Origin of the sequence: Motilimonas sp. E26 (assembly GCF_021278025.1) — a bacterium.
Taxonomy (GTDB): Bacteria; Pseudomonadota; Gammaproteobacteria; order Enterobacterales; family CBDFNC01; genus Motilimonas.
The window spans coordinates 34,730-53,386 of the sequence record NZ_JAIBHJ010000027.1; the positions used below are offsets into that span (position 1 = coordinate 34,730).

Below are 18,657 nucleotides of genomic sequence, written 5' to 3' on the forward strand. Positions count from 1 at the left end.
TTGCTGTTTTCTTGGACAGATATAGTTAACAAATTTGTTCTCCATTAACAATTTAGCCTCAGTCTGACTGTCATTGTATCGCTTTCTGCAGTAGAATTCGCACCGAATATCGTGTTTTTAAAACTCCTAATCTTTACAAAGTGCGGGGTAGCCAGTTTTAATGTAAGGCACATATTTGCTAATTGTTTCGTGAATAACCTTTAATTTACGTGGTAACAATGGACAGCAGTGGAAGCATAATAAAATGACAAGCCATATAGAAACTCAACCTGACTACAACTACACAGTTGTACGCCAATTTACCGTGATGACTATCATCTGGGGTATTGTTGGCATGAGTCTCGGTGTGTTAATTGCAGCCCAATTAATTTGGCCAGCATTAAACTTCGAGACCCCTTGGCTAACTTATAGCCGTTTACGCCCTCTTCACACCAATGCCGTAATTTTTGCTTTCGGTGTTTGTGCTTTGATGGCAACCTCCTTTTACGTGGTACAACGTACCTGTCAAACAAGATTGTTTGGTGGTCCTCTGGCACAAGCTGTGTTCTGGGGCTGGCAATTAGTGATCTTATTGGCTGCCATCACTTTACCTATGGGTTACACCACAAGTAAAGAATATGCCGAGCTTGAATGGCCTATCGATATTCTTATCGCGGTTGTCTGGGTGATGTATGCGGTGGTGTTCTTTGGCACGATCGTCAAACGTAAGACATCGCATATCTACGTTGCCAACTGGTTCTTTGGTGCATTTATCATCACAGTAGCAGTCCTTCATATTGTTAACAGTGCGGCAGTGCCTGTGGCAATGATGAAGTCTTACTCTGTGTACGCTGGTGCAGTAGACGCCATGGTACAGTGGTGGTACGGCCATAACGCCGTAGGTTTCTTATTAACCGCTGGTTTCTTGGGTATGATGTATTACTTTGTGCCAAAACAAGCTGGCCGTCCTGTTTACTCATACCGTTTATCCATTGTGCATTTCTGGGCGTTAACCTCGGTTTATATCTGGGCGGGTCCTCACCATCTGCACTATACTGCTTTACCTGACTGGGCTCAGTCCCTTGGTATGGTAATGTCTTTGATTCTTTTCGCTCCATCTTGGGGTGGTATGATCAATGGTATTATGACGCTATCAGGCGCATGGCATAAATTGCGTTATGACCCTATCTTGCGTTTCCTTATTGTTTCATTGTCTTTCTACGGTATGTCTACCTTCGAAGGCCCGATGATGGCAATAAAAACGGTTAATGCCCTGTCTCACTATACCGATTGGACCATTGGCCACGTACACTCTGGTGCACTAGGCTGGGTGGCAATGGTATCTATTGGCGCCGTTTACCATCTGATCCCGAATCTATTTGGCCAAGGCAATATGTATAGCACCAAATTAGTGAATGTGCATTTCTGGTTAGCAACAGTAGGTACTGTGCTTTATATCGTTGCAATGTGGATTTCTGGTGTAATGCAGGGCTTGATGTGGCGTGCGGTGAACGCTGACGGTACGTTGACTTACAGCTTTGTTGAATCACTGCAAGCCTCGTACCCGTTCTATTTCGTTCGTTTCTTAGGCGGCGCTATCTTCTTATCGGGCATGTTGCTTATGGCATACAATGCTTATAAGACAATTGTTGCACCTAAAGGCTCTTTGCAGCCTGCACCGCAACCAGCATAAGGAGTAGCCATAATGAAACATGAAAAAGTCGAAAAGAACATTGGCTTGATGGCTATTTTGATTGTAATTGCAATCAGTTTTGGTGGCCTAGCGGAAATTACCCCGCTTATTTTCCAAAAAGAAACCACCCAGCCAATTGAAGGCCTGCGTCCTTATAGTGCGCTTGAACTAGAAGGCCGTGACATCTATATCCGTGAAGGTTGTACTGTATGCCACAGCCAAATGATCCGCCCGTTTCGTAGTGAAACAGAACGCTACGGTCACTATAGTGTGGCTGGTGAACACGTTTGGGAACACCCATTTTTATGGGGATCTAAACGTACTGGCCCAGACTTAGCGCGTGTTGGACAGCGTTACTCGGATGATTGGCATCGTGCTCACTTAATCGATCCTCGCTCGGTTGTGCCGGAATCTAATATGCCTGCTTTCCCTTGGTTAGAGGTAAATGAATTAGACGGCCAATTGACCGCTAAGAAGATGGAAGTCTTCAACATGTTGACGAAAGGTAGCTGGCATACTGATGAACAAGGGAATGAAATTCCTTTGTATTCAGCGCAAGATATTGCGGCAGCTTCTGATGCAGTTAAAGGTAAAACAGAAATGGATGCCTTAATTGCTTATCTTCAGTCTCTTGGTCATGCACTTAAATAAAGGTAGTTAATATGGATTACGGAACATTCAGTGGCTTATATACCGGATTTTTAATTGTAATCTTTATTGGCATTATCGCCTGGGCTTATAGCAATAAACGCAAGCCTTCTTTTGATGAAGCGGCAAACCTCGTGTTTGCCGATGATGAAAAGTTTGCCAATAAGCCAAGTGCCGACAATAAAAACGCAGGAGCGAATTTATAATGAGTACTTTTTGGAGTATTTGGATAACCGTAATCACTCTTACTGTGATTATAGGTTGTGCGGTTATTTTGTACTGGTGTGCAAAAGACAAAATGGGTGTTCAAGAAGGTGAGTCCATGGGACATACTTTCGATGGCATCGAAGAACTAAACACTGGTTTACCTAAATGGTGGGTTGGCTTGTTTGTTTTCACTATTGTTGGGGCGTTAGTTTACGTATTAATGTTCCCTTCTTTTGGTGGTTTTGGTAACGGCTTGTTGGGCTGGACCAGTGCTGATCAGGATATTGTGTCAAAACAGGACTCCATTAACCGTGCTGCAACGTCTACTTCGCAATATCAACGTGAAATGAATAAGGCCGATGAATTATATGGCGAAGTATTTAAAGGTTTAACTCATGATGCGCAAGGACAGTACTTGCCTGTTGAAGAAGTTGCTAATAATACTGAAGCGGTAAAAGTTGGCCAACGTTTATTCTTGCAGAACTGTGCTCAATGTCATGGCTCTGATGCTCGTGGCGCGAAAGGCTTCCCTAACCTAACGGATAATGATTGGTTATACGGCGGTACTGGCGATATCATTAAGACAACGCTAATGGAAGGTCGTAAAGGTAACATGCCAATTCGCGGCCTACTAAGTGAAGAGCAACTGGATAAAGAAGGTTTAACTAACCTAACATCTTATGTGCTTAGCCTAAGCGGCCGTAAAGTGAACGCGATTGAGGCTCAAAAAGGTAAAGAATTATTCGGTACCTGTATGGGCTGTCACGGTGCGGATGGTAAAGGCATGCAAGCTTTAGGTGCACCTAATCTAACCGACAACGTTTGGTTATATGGCGGTAGCCGCAAAGATGTTGAAACCACACTGCTACATGGCCGTAATGGTGTTATGCCAGCGTGGAAAGATATTTTAGGTGAAGATAAAGTACATATCATCGCTGCCTATGTTTACTCTCTTTCAAACGAAAAAGAATAAATATTAAATCTTGCTCAAAACCCCGAATTTTCGGGGTTTTTTTTTGCCTTTTTGTTACACTCCATTAGTCCAATTTAAGGAGTATTTTGGTGAAAAATAAATGGTACCAACAAGCCCCCGTGTGGCTCATTATCCTCTTACCTCTTTCCGCCGTCATCGCCGGTATTTCGACCGTTATCATTGCCCATAATAATAAGGTGGATTTAGTCGCTGAAGATCATGTCAAAACAGGCAAAGCCATTCATGCTGATCTGTCCAAGTCAGAACAAGCCGTTAAATTAGGGATTTCACTCGATCTGACACTTGATGGCACATCGGGCCTTATTTCTTTTAATGGCGGACAATATCAACCAGGACAGGTACTAAAACTGAGTTTTTACCATGCTACACTTGCTGAGAATGATTTTAACTTAATGTTATCGGCCGATGCCTCAGGCGTTTATCGCTTTGATTTAGACCAAGCTATTGATGGTAAATGGGCAACGCGAATTGAGCCATTCGATGGCAGTTGGCGTGTACAAGAAGATATCGAATTTCCTACGGGAAAGGTTACGTTAGATGGTAAACAGTGACACATTGGGCTGTTTTCATTGCGGTGAGCCTGTGCCAGAAAACAGCCATTTTTCCGTTGAGTTTGACGGAGATTCTAAACCTATGTGCTGCCCCGGTTGTGAAGCTGTGGCGGAAACAATTATTAAGAGTGGTTTATCGTCATACTACCACCACCGCACTGAGCCAGCGCAAAAAGCGGATCAGTTAGTTCCAGAAGCACTGCAATCTCTTGATTTATACGATCTTGAAGAGATTCAAAATGATTTTGTCGCCCTAAACAAAGATTTACAAGAAGTCATGGTGTCTATCGATGGCATTACTTGTGCAGCTTGTGCTTGGTTAATTGAAAAACAGCTTCGCGTTATACCGGGGCTGACTTTTATTAATGTAAATACGACATTGCATCGCGCAATTATCCGCTGGGATCCCAATCAGCTAAAACTCAGTGATATATTAAAAGCCATCGCCACGGTGGGATATCGCGCTCATCCTTTTCAGGCGGACGATCAAGAAAAGCAATATCGTGAGCAAGTAAAATCCTACATGAAACGCATTGGTTTGGCGGGTATCGCCACAATGCAAGTGATGATGTTTGCAGTCGCCCTTTATGCCGACTTATTCACCGGAATGGAAGACCAGTTTCGTCAATATTTCCGCTGGGTCAGTTTGATCATGGCCACACCGGTATTACTCTATAGCGCCCAGCCATTTTATTTTAATGCATTGAGAAATATCCGTAACGGCACTTTAGGGATGGATATTCCCGTTTCGATTGCCCTACTCGGCGCCTATATCGCCTCAACCTACGCCACTATTATGGGCACGGGGGAAGTATTCTTTGAATCTATTTCTATGTTTACTTTCTTTTTGCTCATTGGCCGTATGCTTGAACTTAGGGCTCGGCGCAAAGCATCGGAAAGCGGTAATAATCTCGCGAAGCTGATGCCTAAAATGGCGTGGCTTAAAGAAGGTGATGAACTTAAACACGTCCCCGCAAAATTATTACAGGTTGAACAAGTTGTACTGGTTAAGCCTGGTGAAACAATCCCAGCCGATGGCATCATTATTGCCGGTAAATCAACCGTCGAAGAATCAATGCTGACGGGAGAGCATATCCCGGTACTGAAACAAATTGAGGCGGCGGTATACGCAGGAACCATTAATTTAGAGAGTCCGTTGACCATTCAAGTTAAAGAGACAGGTCAAAGTACATTGATCGCGGATATCATTCGGTTACAAGATTTAGCTCAAGCCGAAAAGCCTCGCATTCAAGTCATTGCAGATTTAGTTTCACGATACTTTGTCGGCGCACTGTTAATTGTTTCTGCAGTCACTTACACCAGCTGGATGTTTATTGCGCCCGAGCATGCTTTCTGGATCACTCTATCGGTGTTGGTGGCTACCTGTCCATGTGCATTGGGTTTGGCTACGCCAACCGCATTAACTTGTGCCACCGCCAGTTTAAATCGCTTAGGCGTGTTAATTCGCAAGAACCATGTACTTGAAACCTTAGCAAAAGCAGATCACTTCATTTTTGATAAAACAGGCACCCTAACACAAGGAAAGTTTAGTGTTGTTAATACGTATTTGTATGGCGAGCTAAGCCAAGAGCAAGTTCTCGGCTTAGCTAGCGCATTAGAGCATCACTCTGAACACCCTATTGGCCGTGCATTTCACCCTTTCAAACAAAATAATATCCAGGTCGATTCTGTCACTAACTTACCTGGAGAAGGCTTAACAGGTTATTATCAAGGTAAATTACTGCGACTTGGTAACCCTGTATTTTGTCAACAAGCTAACCCTATTGATAGCCAGCTTTTAGTGATTATGCTGACGATTGATGCGGAATTAGTGGCTATTTTTGAGTTAGATGATGCACTTAGAAATGACGCTCAAGCCTGTTTAACTCAGTTTCATCAGGCTAATGTGCAAACCACAATGCTAACTGGTGACGGCTCTTATCAAGCGCAAAGCGTTGCGGATAAACTCAATATAAAGCAAGTTATATCTGGCGTTACTCCCGCACAAAAGCTTGCCGCCGTACAAAATTTCCAGCAACAAGGCAGTGTTACTCTGATGGTGGGCGATGGTATCAATGATGCGCCAGTGTTGTCTCAGGCTCATGTTTCAGTTGCAATAGGCAGTGGCACCGATGTCGCTAAAAATTCCGCTGACGTTATCTTATTAGGCGATTCTTTAAATAAACTTGCGCAAGCACGAAATTTAGCCATTAAAACACGCACTATAATTCGAGAAAACTTAGGCCTATCATTAGGCTATAACTTATTAATCTTACCGCTTGCTGCAACAGGGCATGTCCCACCTTATATTGCCGCGCTGGGTATGTCATTAAGCTCTGTAGTAGTCGTTTCAAACTCTTTAAGGCTGTTAAAAAAATGAGCATTATATTTACTCTGATCCCTATCGCCATTTTATTCGTCTCGATTGCGGTCGCCTTGTTTTTTTGGGCGGTAAAAACAGATCAATTTGAAGACTTAGATCGAGAAGGGGTTAATATTTTGTTTGATGAAGACAAACCATCAGCTGAGCATTTAGCAAACAAAGCCAATGCTCGCGAACATTTAGCGGACCAAACTAACGCCTCGGAGCAAGGCAAGCCGAATAATGGCTGATTTTTACGCTGCCGTATTCATTGGCTTACTTGGTGCAGGTCACTGTCTTGCTATGTGTGGTGGTGTTGCCAGCGCCATGACCTTTTCTATCGAGCAACAGCAGCGCTCTGCCCGTCAGCTATTAGCTATTTTGTTTTATAATCTTGGTCGAGGGATCAGTTATATCGTTGCAGGGATGATTATAGCCGGCGGCGCCGCCGCACTAAGCCAATTTTTTGAGATTAAGTCTGCGTTACTTTGGCTACGCTTGCTTTCCGCAATAATGATGCTACTGCTGGCGTTGTATATCAGCAAAATATGGCAAGGCTTACAAAGAATTGAGGCTCTAGGTCACTATTTATGGCGTATTATTCAGCCATTAGCTGCACATTTAATGCCAATAAAACATCCATTAATGGCCCTGCCCTTTGGCATCGTTTGGGGGTGGTTGCCTTGTGGCTTAGTCTACTCAAGTCTGTCATGGGCGGCGGTGAGCGGCAGTGCACTACAAGGCGGATTAATTATGGCTGGTTTTGCGCTAGGAACTTTCCCTGCAATGTTTAGCTTAGGTTTATTTTCTAACTATTTAAAAAACCTACTCAATTCACTTTGGTTTCGCTGGATTGGCAGCACGATGCTTGCACTATACGCGGTACACACTGGTTACATAGCGTTAAGACAAATGCAATATATTCAATAGATAAACCAACGCCTTGAGTAATAAACTAAATATCCGTTTTTTTTGTTACTTTAACCGTCTTTTATACGTTCTGTCACAGAATCTTAAATCGTATTGACTATATGATTCCGAGCAATAAATGTTACAATATTGATATATATCAAGTGGAGATTTCGGGTAATTATGAAGTCCGATAGTAAAGGCGTAAAAAGAGTCCAATCTGGTGGCTGCGAAATTCACTGCCAAGATTGCAGTATTAGTCAGCTTTGTATTCCTGTTAGCTTAAACGAAACAGAGCTTGACCAATTAGACAATATTATTGAACGGAAGAAACCAATACAAAAAGGTGAAGAGCTTTATAAAGCGGGCGAAGATATGCGCGCGTTGTATGCCATACGCTCTGGTACGGTTAAATCCTATACCATCACTGAGCAAGGTGATGAGCAGATCACCGGTTTCCACCTTGCTGGCGATCTGGTCGGTTTTGATGCGATTAATACAGGTACCCACCCTAGTTTTGCCCAAGCATTAGAAACATCGATGATTTGTGAAATACCTTACGAAACGCTAGATGATTTGTCAGGCCAAATGCCAAAACTTCGTCAGCAAATTATGCGAATGATGAGTAATGAAATTGTTGGCGATCAAGAGATGATCTTATTGCTATCAAAGAAAAATGCCGAAGAACGCCTTGGTGCTTTCATCTATAGCCTTTCACAACGTTTTTCAGAGCGTGGTTTTTCACCACGAGAGTTTCGCTTATCAATGACACGTGGTGACATCGGTAACTATCTTGGTTTAACCGTTGAGACGATCAGTCGATTACTTGGCCGTTTCCAGAAGAGTGAAATGATCGCAGTAAAAGGCAAATACATTACTATTATCGATCATGCTCAACTTGCAGAGGTCGCAGGCGCAGTAAAAGCTGAATAACTTATTTATAAGCCAAATTATTGATCATTATCCCGTCATAAATCATTATTTTAGGCTAGATTTATACTAAGTACGTGACATTATATATCAAGTAAACCGGAGGGTTTCCATGGTTAAATTTCGCAATATTTTAGTTGTTATTGATCCTACAAAAGAAGAGCAGGCTGCGTTATCTCGAGCAGCCTATATCTGTCAAAAAGAAGAAAATGCTAAATTGAAGCTTTTCCTCTCGGTTTATGATTTTTCATTTGAAATGACCACCATGCTTTCTCTTGAAGAAAGAGAAGCCATGCGCTCAAGTGTTATCGCGCAACAAATGGATTGGTTAGAAGAGCTTGCTGCTCCCTATCGAAATCAAGGCCTTTTGATTGACACTAAAGTGATTTGGCATAACCGCCCTTTTGAAAGCATCATTCAGGAAACGCTAGACTTCGGCCACGATCTCGTCGTTAAAGCAACACACCACCACCCTAAATTACAATCAGTCATATTCACACCTACTGATTGGCATCTGCTGCGTAAATGCCCAGAGCCATTGTTATTGGTTAAGAAACATGATTGGCCTGAAAATGGTACGATTTTAGCTGCAATTAATGCTACTGCTGAGGATGACGAACACTTGGCATTAAATGACAAAATAACCAATGAGGCATTAGACGTTGCAAAAATGATTAATGCTCATGTAAGTGTAGTTAATGCCTACCCCAGTACGCCAATGAACATCGCACTTGAGTTACCTGATTTTAATCCCGTTGAGTATCGCGATGCGATAAAAGAGCGTCATCAGCAAATGCTTCAAAAACACGGAGAAAAGCACGCTATTCCCCTTGATAGGCAGCATGTAATAGAGGGGTTAGCCGAAGATGTGATACCTCAAATTGCCGAAGAGCTGGATGCAGAGTTAGTGGTGCTTGGCACAGTGGGAAGAACCGGCTTGAGCGCCGCTTTGATTGGTAATACTGCAGAGCATTTAATTGACAGTTTAAATTGTGATTTACTCGCTCTTAAACCTCACGATTACGTCTCTCCACTCAGTCAGTAAGTCAGTAATGGACTAATTTAAATAAGTGAATGAAAAGGTCAGTCATGCTGACCTTTTCCGTAATTAAACGTTAGTCACATCGATAAATAAAGATTCATCAATATTCGATGATGAAACAACCGCTTCCTCAAACGCATATGCTTTTCTGTCCTGTTCCCGATCGATGGGCAAATTTGCAAAATCGAATATGTTTTTATCAGCTAACTGACTTGGACTGATATTTTGAATGGACTTGAAAATACTTTCTACACGGCCCGGTGTCTTTTTGTCCCATTCAACCAGCATCCCTTTAATATTTTGTCGTTGCAGATTCTCTTGTGAGCCACATAAGTTACAAGGAATAATTGGGAATTGCTTTTGTTCAGCATAAGCGATGAGATCTGACTCACGACAATAAGTTAAAGGTCGGATGACCACGTTTCGTCCGTCATCTGAGCGTAACTTAGGCGGCATTGCTTTTAAACGAGCGCCATGAAACATGTTTAAAAATAAGGTTTCAACAATATCATCAAGGTGATGGCCTAACGCAATTTTAGTAGCACCAATGCGCTCAGCAAAAGAGTACAAGGTGCCTCGACGTAAACGGGAGCACAGACCACAAGTTGTTTTACCTTCTTCGATCTTTTCTTTAACTACTGAATAAGTATCTTTGTCGACAATGTAATAAGGTATCCCTAAGCTCTCAAAGTATTCTGGCAAAATGTGCTCAGGGAAACCAGGCTGCTTTTGATCCAGGTTAACAGCGATAACTTCAAACTTAATTGGCGCAGATTTTTGCAATGCTAGCAAAATGTCCAGCATTGCGAAGGAGTCTTTACCGCCACTAATACACGCCATTACCACATCGTTTTCTTCAATCATGTTGTAGTCGACAATGGCATTACCCACATTTCTGCGTAAACGCTTGTTTAATTTATTAAATTCAAGCGTTTCTTTTCGTATATCTTTTGGATTCATTCAACTTCTCACAGGCCGTTAAACATGGCTGCTGGCACACTAAGGGAATTAACAAAGTGCGGATTATACGGTGTTTTAAACACAGTTGAAATACCGCTAGACGCTTGGTATTGCGTATTACAGTGTTGAAAATGATGTCGACAGGAGGTAGAAAATAGCAAGGGGCAATCTGTTTGACATCGCATAGGGAGCGAAAGCTGAGGTTCCACTCGGCTCTCATCATGCAAACAATATGACCAAACAGCCCCAAAATACTTATTCAGCAAGCATTTGCTGGCTATACACGTATAGCCATGAGGAAAGTACTGCTAATTAGCCAACCAAGGCTTAATATCGATGACTTGAAAGGTCAGTTCAAGAGGCTTGTCACCCTGCTCTTCAAGCCATTGTTTAGTCAAGTTGACTTTATGGTTCACCACATTGAAATCATCACCAGCAATGCTCACTGAGTCGCTATCTAAGTCATCACTCAGTTGTAAACTAATGCCATTAAAATCAGGCAAAAAAAGTTTCCCCCAAAAACCAGCATGCCCCTTCATAAGCATTTCTAATTCATTGGCGATGTCTAACAGTGCAGAGACTTCCGTTACTTGGCTTATAGGCTTAATCAACTTAGTCTGTATCGACATGGCACAATTGGGCTCATCCGCAGCAAAGTCCATCACCAGCTCAGCCTTGTCCTGCTTTAACCGAGCATCAAATGGCAAAATTAACTCGCCATCTATGGTCTGCTTTACTGCTACTTTTTGAGCGTTAGTTTGTAAATACGCATCATTTAAAATACAAGGGCCAGTGCCATCGGGGCTCAGTAAAAAGAATGCCGGTGAAACTTGTGTTAAGCCTTGTTTATTGACCACATCTAAGCGTTTGTAAAAATCGCCATAAGAAACTTTTGATTCCGCCCCTTGGGCAGCCTGAGAGAGCAATAATAAGCAGCTAATAGACAAAATTTTATGCACTGAACTCACCTTTATCTTTAGCTACTTCAATACTCAAGCGGATCCCACAGACCTCGCGATAGATGAGCGCTTGGAGGGTAAAAGCGAAAGGGATCACAAAGGCTAAGCCAATCACTGTCATCACCGCTACCACCATTAGCACATTAATAACCGCATGGATTATAAACAGTTGCCCCAATCCTTTATGAACCACCCTAATTGATAGTGGTACCGCTTGGATCACCGACATTTTGCGCTCTATCATTAGCGGAATAACCAAGGAAAAAATAGCGCTGATGTAAATTGATGGAAAATATGCAAATAAGCCCAAGCCTAAATTCATAAATAACATGGAGAGCATGTTCGGAACGGCGAAAGCGATGGCGAGTGGCCCAAAATATTTAAAAAAATCAAAAACCATCAATGGTTTACTCTTAAGGCCGACAACGTGATTAATACTCATCATAGTAAAACCAGCAATCAGCGAGGGGATAACAAATACGGACATTAACAGCGCAATAGTGACCATTTCTTTAGTAAAAATTACGGGGTTACCCTCTTCATCAACCACCTCTTTAATTAAGCCCAGTAACTCACCACCGTGAACTAAAACACTGGCAACCAACATCATGAAACCGACGGCGGCTAATCCAGCCAACAACAAGGTCGACAAGTTTTTTAACGTTAATTGAAAAGATTCAGCAAATACATTCTTAAGGTCTAACTTAAAGCCTTGGGTTAAAGAGTTCGTTAAATTGCCGCCAATTTGTAACTGTGTTGGTTTATCTTGTTCGCTCATTACCTAACCACTATTAATGCATGGGGGGACATTTTAAGAGGTTGTGCCGAAGATGTGAAAGGGAAATCGCAATAATGAGCAATATTATTGTTTAGCAATCTCTTACGCAGAGAAAAAATAGACAATTTTACCTGATAAATGTTTTCAAGCGCTTTATTAGCCAGAATATGATTAAGTTATTCTAACCGCAGCTAAAATTTCTTCTACCAGTTGTGGTACTAACAAGCCAGCGGCACCTTGTCTAAGCTCATTAAATTGCGAGCTAATTTCACTAGGCTCAAGGTTAACCTCAATGGTATGAGCGCCTTGACTTGCCGCTTCATGAACGAAACCAGCCGCAGGATAAACACTGCCTGAAGTACCGATAGAAATGAATAAGTCGGTTTGCGATAACTGGCTATAAATGCGGTCAAGATACAGTGGCATTTCACCAAACCAAACAACATGTGGCCGAAGTGGCTCAGGAAACTGGCAACAGGTGCACATATCTTCAACGGATAAATCGCCTTTCCATTCAAGAGTTTGGTTAGTATTTGGACAGCGCACTTTAAGTAATTCACCATGCATGTGAATTACCTGATTAACACCCGCTCGTTCGTGTAAATCATCAATATTTTGCGTGACTAACGTAACTTCGCCGTTAAACTCTTCAGTGAGTTTAGCCAAAGCAAGGTGGGCAGGATTAGGTTGGATGTAAGGTTGCTGCAATTGTGCTCGGCGTTGGTTATAAAAACTATTAACCAATTGCGGGTTACGCTTAAACCCCTCAGGTGTCGCTACATCATTAATATCGTGATTTTCCCATAAACCATCTTTGGCGCGGAAGGTTCTTATGCCAGACTCAGCAGAGATACCCGCACCGGTTAGGATTACAATATTTTGACAGTTCTTTAGATCTATTTCAGGCATATAGACATACCATGTTTATTCAATTGGCCACAAATTAGCAACAAAGTCGCAAAATTAACATCACACTATGGTCGTAGTGTGATCAAACGGTGGCTCTTTGGGGCTACAGCCCAGTTGAATCGGTATTATCTTCCGCCATTCAAGAAATCAAGACAGAAAAACAAAACCGCCCGAAGGCGGTTTTGTTTATTTATTCTCTGACTGACTATCTTCAACTCGAGATTTTAACTTTTGACCAGGTCTGAAAGTTACCACACGACGTGCTGATATAGGAATATCTTCACCCGTTTTTGGATTTCTCCCTGGTCGTTCATTTTTGTCGCGAAGGTCAAAATTACCAAAACCGGATATCTTAACTTGTTCGCCCGATTCAAGTGACTTACGGATTTCTTCAAAGAATGATTCTACCATCTCTTTTGAACCGCGTTTACTTAGACCTACGTCAGTAAAAAGACGTTCTGCAATCTCGGCTTTTGTTAGCGCCATAGATTAATCCCTCAAGGAAGCGTTAAACTCTGATTTAACCGCAACAACGATTGACTCAACCGCGTCGGCTATCTCTTTTTCTTCCAGAGTACGCGCAGTATCTTGAAGTACCAAATTAATGGCTAGGCTCTTAAAGCCCTCCTCGATACCCTTACCCTGGTATACATCGAATAAGTTTACGCCAACTAACTGATTTCCGCCAATTTTTTGGATAAATTTTATAATTTTACCCGATTCGACTGTTTCTTCTACCACTAAAGCGATATCTCGGCTGTTCGCAGGATACTTAGAAACAGGCTTAGCCGCAGGTAGTTGACGATTAACAACTTTATCTAACTCTAGTTCAAAAACTATCGTTCTACCATTAAGACCTAATTTTTTCTCAAATTGCGGGTGAATGGCACCAATATAACCAACCAAAACACCACTACGATAGATCGCTGCAGCTTGTCCTGGGTGGAGAGCACTGTGCTCAGTAGGCTCAAAACTGAAACTATTTCGGTCAACTGTCAGCTCAAGTACAGCCTCTAAGTCACCTTTTAGGTCAAAAAAGTCAGCCGGACGTGAAGGCAAGTCCCAGTGCTCCTCATGGGCTTTCCCCGTGATCACACCTGCAAGCATTGGCTGTTGCAGCACACCATTTTCAGCTGTTTCGTCTTTAATGAAGCGCAAGCCTGATTCGAATAAACGAACACGATTTTGTTGGCGACTTTGGTTATATGCCACCGCATCTAATAAGCCTGTCCATAAGCTCACTCGCATCGCCGACATTTCTGTCGAAATAGGATTAGGTAATACTAATGGATCAGATTCAGGAAACAGCAACGCTTGGCGACTAGGGTCAACAAAACTATAGGTAATCGCTTCTTGGTAGTCTAAACCCACTAAGGTATCACGTAAGCGGGCTAATGGCAGCTTGGCTTCATGATGTGTCGCCATTGACAAATCACCGATTGGCGCCTTATTCGGAATACTGTTGTAACCAAATACTCGCGCGACTTCTTCTATTAAGTCTTCTTCAATGGCCATATCAAAGCGATATGTGGGTGTCGACACTGACCAATCCGCACCTTGAACCTCTACACTAAAACCTAAGCGAGCAAGAATTTCTGTAACAGTTTGATCGTTAATGTGAATACCGATGATCTTGTCTAATTTGGCACGGCGCAGTGTAATTTGAGTTGGTTTAGGTAAATGTGCTTCACTCACGGCTTCCACTACTGGACCGACTTGACCACCACAAATGTCTACAATTAGCGCTGTCGCTCGTGACATAGCTTGAGCCTGTAACTCAGGATCAACCCCACGTTCATAGCGGTGCGATGCATCGGTATGCAAACCATAATGACGAGCACGCCCAGTAATTGCTAAGGGGGCAAAGAATGCACTCTCTAAGAAAATATCAGTCGTCTCGTTGGTTACACCTGAGTCGAGGCCACCAAATATACCAGCCATTGCCAAGGCTTTACTGTTGTCAGCAATGACTAAAGTTTCGTTGTTAAGCTTAACTTCATTGCCATCAAGTAGCGTCAGTGGCTCATCTTCGTTTGCTAAACGTACTTTAATGCTGCCTTCAATCTTAGCCAGATCAAATGCATGCATCGGATGACCAAATTCTAGTAGCACAAAGTTCGTAATATCAACCACTGGATCGATACTGCGCACGCCACAACGACGTAGCTTTTCAACCATCCACAATGGCGTTTCTGCTGCGAGGTTAATACCTTTAATGACACGTCCTAGGTAACGCGGACAAGCTTCAGGATTGACCAGTTCAACATCGCGACTATCTTCAATGGTGACGGGAGCTTCTTGCCAACTCGGCACTGTCACATCTAGGTTATTTAACACCCCGACTTCACGAGCAAGACCTTTAATGCCTAAACAGTCAGCTCGGTTAGGTGTTAGATCAACATCAATTGTGACATCTTCTAAGGCTAGGTACTCACGCACACAAGTGCCAATCGGCGCATCACTTGGCAGCTCAAGAATACCGTCCGACGACTCAGCCATGCCTAGCTCAGAAAGTGAGCAAAGCATTCCCATTGACGGTTGGCCACGCAACTTCGCTTTTTTAATTTTAAAGTCGCCCGGTAATACCGCGCCGACTTTTGCCACTGCCACTTTAAGGCCTTGGCGACAATTTGCAGCACCACAAACAATGTCGATAAGCTCTGCTTCACCCACATCGATCTTGGTCACTTGTAATTTATCTGCTTCTGGGTGTTTACCACATTCAACCACATGGCCAACGACCACATTAGTAAACGATTTGGCCACTGGCTCAACACCGTCTACTTCTAGACCAGCCATGGTAATTTGCTCAGATAGCGCGTCAGTATCGATGGCTGGGTTTACCCATTCTCTTAACCAGGATTCACTGAATTTCATGATTTTCCCTTTTCCGTTACTTAAACTGTTTCAAAAAACGTAGGTCGTTTTCAAAGAATGAACGTAAATCGTTCACGCCATAGCGCAACATGGTTAGTCGCTCAACCCCAATACCAAAAGCAAAGCCAGAGTAAACTTCTGGATCGATGCCAACAGATTTAAGTACATTCGGATGTACCATGCCGCAGCCTAGAATTTCTAACCAACCATTTTTACCTAATACGTCAACTTCAGCAGACGGTTCGGTGAATGGGAAATAAGAAGGACGGAAACGCACTTGTAAGTCTTCTTCAAAAAAGTTACGCAAAAAGTCATGCAAAATGCCTTTCAATTCAGCAAAGCTTGCATTCTCTGTGACTAATAAACCTTCTACTTGATGAAACATTGGCGTGTGAGTTTGGTCGTAATCATTACGATATACGCGCCCTGGTGAAATAATTCTGATAGGCGGTTTTTCAACTTCCATGGTACGGATTTGTACACCAGAAGTTTGCGTGCGCAGTACCAACTTCGGATTGAAGTAAAATGTATCATGATCTGCACGAGCAGGATGGTGCGCAGGAATGTTTAGCGCATCAAAATTATGGTAGTCATCTTCAACTTCTGGGCCTGTTTTAACTTCAAAGCCAAGCTCACCAAAAAACTCACAAATGCGGTCGATGGTGCGTGTTACCGGGTGAATGTTACCAGGTAAATTCGCACGGCCAGGTAAGCTAACATCAATTTTTTCAGCAGCGAGTTTTTCATTTAATGCTGCCAACTCAATGCTAGTTTTACGTTGACTAAGGGCTTGTTGAATAGCTTGTTTTGCCTGATTAATGGCTTGGCCTGCTGCAGGTTTTTGGTCGTTAGGTAATGCGCCAAGCAATTTCATTTGCTCAGTCATTATGCCCTTTTTACCCAAATATTCTACGCGGATCTGATCTAGTTCTGCCGCATCAGTTACGGTTTCAATCGCTTTTATCGCGGTTGCTATCAGTTCATCAAGGTGTTGCATTTGTCCCTCGTCACCCTAAGCTTCTTATGGATTATAAAGGGGGAAATACTACTGAAAACTGCTTGATATAGCTAGTAATGATCGACTTTCTTACGGGGAAAGGACATAGATTAAGTGTACTTACTATCAGAATGTCAGCCTTTTAACCTTAGGGTCAACAAGATTTAACATTTCCGCTTTACTCATTGAGTTTTAAATGAGCTTTGGCCAACGTTTTCTCTTGCAACAAGCGTGGTTTAGCGATACCAAACCCCTGTACATAATCAATCCCAATTAGACTCAGCTTTTCTTCAATCGAGCCACTTTCAACATATTCTGCAATGGTCTTAACGCCAACAGCTTTGGCCAGTTCTGAGAAGGAGCGAACCATTGCAAAATCCGTTTCGTCAGCCAATATATCGCGTACAAATGAACCATCAATTTTCAAATAATCAATGGGCAGGCGCTTGAGGTAGGAGTATGAACAGAAGCCGACACCAAAATCATCCAGTGCAAAGCTGCAACCTAATTCACGGAAGGTTTCCATAAAAGATAAGGTACGATCGATGTCGCGAATCGCTTGCCCTTCTGTGACTTCAAAACAGATTTTTGTTGGCGCGATTTTATATTTCTCAAAACACTGCAAGATGTGGTTTTTAACGTCACGATCGGCCATGGATTGACCACATAAGTTAATACTGGCTTTCTCGATATCTTGATAAACATCAGGATGCTTATTCATCCAAATAAAGAAATGCTCAACCACCCACTTATCGATAGAAGCAATCAAATTGTACGTCTCAGCCGCAGGTAAAAACTCGCTCGGGGCAATTAAATCACCTTGTTCATCGCGTAGCCGAAGTAATACTTCAAAGTGATCACCTGTAGCCGTTTTTGTTAATGGCTTAATGGTTTGAAAGGCCAGCTCAAATAAATCGTGAGCTAATGCATCATTTAATTTAGACACCCAACCCATTTCTTGTTGATATCGGCTTACCATACTATTGGTTTCAGAGTAGAAATAAATGCGATTACGGCCCTGCTCTTTCGCGGTATAACAGGCCGTATCGGCAAAACTTAAAACTTCGGCAAACGATTTCATATTTGCTTCAATGGCAACGATCCCAATACTAATCCCCAGGCTAAATACTTGCTCTCCCCAAACAAAACGATAATCTTGTACTACGCAGCGAAGTCGCTCTGCTAGTTCAATGGCGTCATTAACAAAAGCATTAGTTAACATTACACCAAACTCATCCCCACCCAAACGCGCAAGAACTTGGTCTTTAGGGATTTCAGCCACTAACAAACGAGTTAAACTTTGCAGTAATTTATCGCCAACACTGTGGCCACAAGTATCATTTACCACTTTAAACTGGTCTAAATCTAAATAAAAAATGATGTTTTTACCGTGGCCTTCCTGCTCTCCGGTGATTACTTGAGTCACACACTCTTCAAATTTTCGGCGATTATATAAGCCTGTTAGTTGGTCATGCTGGGCCATGTAACGCAAGCGTAATTCCTGCTTTTTGCGCTGTGTAATATCAACAATTGAGCCATCAATAATGCGGTCTTCATTATGATAGAAGTTAGATAAACGTAGGTTTAATAGCGCCCAAAAAATACTGCCATCAACACGAACTACTTTAATCTCTACATTATTAACAAAGCCTTTTTCTAACATCTCAGTTATTAAATTATCGCGGCTGTTCTCATGATGATAAAATCGCGACATGTCGCCGCCGTAATTGGCTTGCAAATCGTCAAAATTTTTATAACCAAAACTGGCGCAAAGTGCAGCATTAGCGTAAGCGCTCAATACTCCGCAGGCTTGATTGTTAGGCGATCACTTGTTCTTGCGGATATTCCACGGTAGCAGTGCT

18 protein-coding genes are annotated in these 18,657 nt (G+C 42.5%); 10 read left to right on the forward strand and 8 right to left on the reverse strand.

Features of this window, described 5'->3' with window-relative positions; genetic code table 11:
* Positions 1–244: 244 nt before the first annotated feature.
* The 10 genes from ccoN to uspE all read left to right on the forward strand — a co-directional run bounded on the left by ccoN (position 245) and on the right by uspE (position 9,318).
* Positions 245–1,672, forward strand: coding sequence for a cytochrome-c oxidase, cbb3-type subunit I (gene ccoN / locus K1M91_RS17660; RefSeq protein ID WP_232803580.1), 1,428 nt, complete (start codon positions 245–247; stop codon positions 1,670–1,672).
* Positions 1,673–1,684: 12 nt separating this feature from the next.
* Positions 1,685–2,323: a cytochrome-c oxidase, cbb3-type subunit II gene (ccoO, locus tag K1M91_RS17665; protein WP_232803581.1), complete on the forward strand. Its 639-nt coding sequence runs from the start codon at positions 1,685–1,687 to the stop codon at positions 2,321–2,323.
* Between the two features lie 11 nt (positions 2,324–2,334).
* Positions 2,335–2,526, forward strand: a complete 192-nt coding sequence (locus K1M91_RS17670) for a cbb3-type cytochrome c oxidase subunit 3 (protein ID WP_232803582.1) — start codon at positions 2,335–2,337, stop codon at positions 2,524–2,526.
* On the forward strand, positions 2,526–3,500 hold the full coding sequence (gene ccoP / locus K1M91_RS17675) for a cytochrome-c oxidase, cbb3-type subunit III (protein WP_232803583.1): 975 nt from the start codon (positions 2,526–2,528) through the stop codon (positions 3,498–3,500). Before K1M91_RS17670 ends, ccoP begins: the two co-directional genes overlap by 1 nt.
* An 89-nt stretch (positions 3,501–3,589) precedes the next feature.
* The gene (locus K1M91_RS17680) at positions 3,590–4,072 is read left to right on the forward strand and encodes a FixH family protein (protein ID WP_232803584.1); all 483 of its coding nucleotides are present in this window, start codon (positions 3,590–3,592) and stop codon (positions 4,070–4,072) included.
* On the forward strand, positions 4,059–6,452 hold the full coding sequence (locus K1M91_RS17685) for a heavy metal translocating P-type ATPase (protein ID WP_232803585.1): 2,394 nt from the start codon (positions 4,059–4,061) through the stop codon (positions 6,450–6,452). The genes K1M91_RS17680 and K1M91_RS17685 overlap by 14 nt, the downstream gene beginning before the upstream one ends.
* A complete protein-coding gene (ccoS, locus tag K1M91_RS17690) occupies positions 6,449–6,685 on the forward strand; it encodes a cbb3-type cytochrome oxidase assembly protein CcoS (protein ID WP_232803586.1) in 237 nt (78 codons plus the stop codon). The genes K1M91_RS17685 and ccoS overlap by 4 nt, the downstream gene beginning before the upstream one ends.
* Positions 6,678–7,364, forward strand: coding sequence for a sulfite exporter TauE/SafE family protein (locus K1M91_RS17695; protein ID WP_232803587.1), 687 nt, complete (start codon positions 6,678–6,680; stop codon positions 7,362–7,364). Before ccoS ends, K1M91_RS17695 begins: the two co-directional genes overlap by 8 nt.
* Positions 7,365–7,526: 162 nt before the next feature.
* Positions 7,527–8,276, forward strand: coding sequence for an FNR family transcription factor (locus K1M91_RS17700; RefSeq protein WP_232803588.1), 750 nt, complete (start codon positions 7,527–7,529; stop codon positions 8,274–8,276).
* A 109-nt stretch (positions 8,277–8,385) separates the two neighbouring features.
* Positions 8,386–9,318, forward strand: a complete 933-nt coding sequence (gene uspE, locus K1M91_RS17705; RefSeq protein WP_232803589.1) for a universal stress protein UspE — start codon at positions 8,386–8,388, stop codon at positions 9,316–9,318.
* 63 nt (positions 9,319–9,381) lie between these two features.
* Here the strand turns inward: uspE and ttcA are convergent, their stop codons facing one another.
* The 8 genes from ttcA to K1M91_RS17745 form a co-directional block, all read right to left on the reverse strand.
* Positions 9,382–10,275: a tRNA 2-thiocytidine(32) synthetase TtcA gene (gene ttcA, locus K1M91_RS17710; RefSeq protein ID WP_232803590.1), complete on the reverse strand. Its 894-nt coding sequence runs from the start codon at positions 10,273–10,275 to the stop codon at positions 9,382–9,384.
* A 308-nt stretch (positions 10,276–10,583) separates the two neighbouring features.
* The gene (locus K1M91_RS17715) at positions 10,584–11,234 is read right to left on the reverse strand and encodes a DUF2987 domain-containing protein (protein WP_232803591.1); all 651 of its coding nucleotides are present in this window, start codon (positions 11,232–11,234) and stop codon (positions 10,584–10,586) included.
* Entirely contained in the window at positions 11,227–12,012 is a 786-nt protein-coding gene (locus K1M91_RS17720) for a hypothetical protein (protein ID WP_232803592.1), read from the reverse strand. The genes K1M91_RS17715 and K1M91_RS17720 overlap by 8 nt, the downstream gene beginning before the upstream one ends.
* 171 nt (positions 12,013–12,183) lie before the next feature.
* Positions 12,184–12,921 (reverse strand): Sir2 family NAD+-dependent deacetylase, encoded by a 738-nt coding sequence (gene cobB / locus K1M91_RS17725; RefSeq protein WP_232803593.1) that lies wholly within the window; start codon positions 12,919–12,921, stop codon positions 12,184–12,186.
* 186 nt (positions 12,922–13,107) lie between these two features.
* Complete coding sequence (gene ihfA / locus K1M91_RS17730) at positions 13,108–13,407, reverse strand: integration host factor subunit alpha (protein ID WP_232803594.1); 300 nt, start codon at positions 13,405–13,407, stop codon at positions 13,108–13,110.
* A 3-nt stretch (positions 13,408–13,410) separates the two neighbouring features.
* Positions 13,411–15,798: a phenylalanine--tRNA ligase subunit beta gene (pheT, locus tag K1M91_RS17735; protein WP_232803595.1), complete on the reverse strand. Its 2,388-nt coding sequence runs from the start codon at positions 15,796–15,798 to the stop codon at positions 13,411–13,413.
* A gap of 16 nt (positions 15,799–15,814) precedes the next feature.
* Complete coding sequence (gene pheS, locus K1M91_RS17740; RefSeq protein ID WP_232803596.1) at positions 15,815–16,795, reverse strand: phenylalanine--tRNA ligase subunit alpha; 981 nt, start codon at positions 16,793–16,795, stop codon at positions 15,815–15,817.
* Between the two features lie 178 nt (positions 16,796–16,973).
* Positions 16,974–18,593, reverse strand: coding sequence for an EAL domain-containing protein (locus K1M91_RS17745; RefSeq protein WP_232803597.1), 1,620 nt, complete (start codon positions 18,591–18,593; stop codon positions 16,974–16,976).
* Positions 18,594–18,657: the final 64 nt, after the last annotated feature.